Source organism: Pseudomonas sp. Larv2_ips (assembly GCF_963879675.1).
Classification (GTDB): Bacteria; Pseudomonadota; Gammaproteobacteria; order Pseudomonadales; family Pseudomonadaceae; genus Aquipseudomonas.
The window spans coordinates 109,112-109,608 of sequence record NZ_CAWOAW010000039.1 but is presented as its reverse complement, the minus strand read 5'-3'; the positions used below and the strand labels follow the sequence as shown (position 1 = coordinate 109,608).

Here is a 497-nt window from a genome sequence, read left to right as displayed (position 1 = left end):
CAGCGACTTGTTCGGCGGTGCCCACCAGTGAGGTGGAGTTGCCTTGGGCGCCGAGCAGCCCGGCAACTGCGGTCCACAGCCGCTTATCCAGCCGCGAGCCTTGCGCCGCGGCCGCCAGCAACCGGCGTGAGCCTGCGTTCGGCCATCGTGGTTGACGGGGCCTGTCAGATCAAGATCAAAAGCAGAGCACGGCGGCCTGGTAGCCGACCTGAGTGGTAGAAGCAAAGCAGGGCAACAGCACAGCAACACATCTTTTTCTGATGCACTGAGCTCCAAATGTGGGAGCGGGCTTGCTCGCGAAGGCGATGTGTCAGCTACACATGTGCTGACTGACCCACCGCTTTCGCGAGCAAGCCCGCTCCCACAAGTTGACCGAGTTCAGCTGTCAGCACCGCACTGCTTGGCTTTTCTGTGGGAGCTGGCTTGCCTGCGATGCAGGCACCTCGGTGTATCAGTAACACCCAATCGATGCCATCGCAGGCAAGCCAGGTCCCACT

Annotated in this window: 1 pseudogene; it reads right to left on the bottom strand. The window is 61.6% G+C overall.

Going from position 1 to position 497, the window contains the following annotated elements:
- Positions 1–157, bottom strand: a pseudogene (locus AACV02_RS30005) (LLM class flavin-dependent oxidoreductase); the annotation flags it as partial.
- Between the last annotated feature and the right edge of the window lie 340 nt (positions 158–497).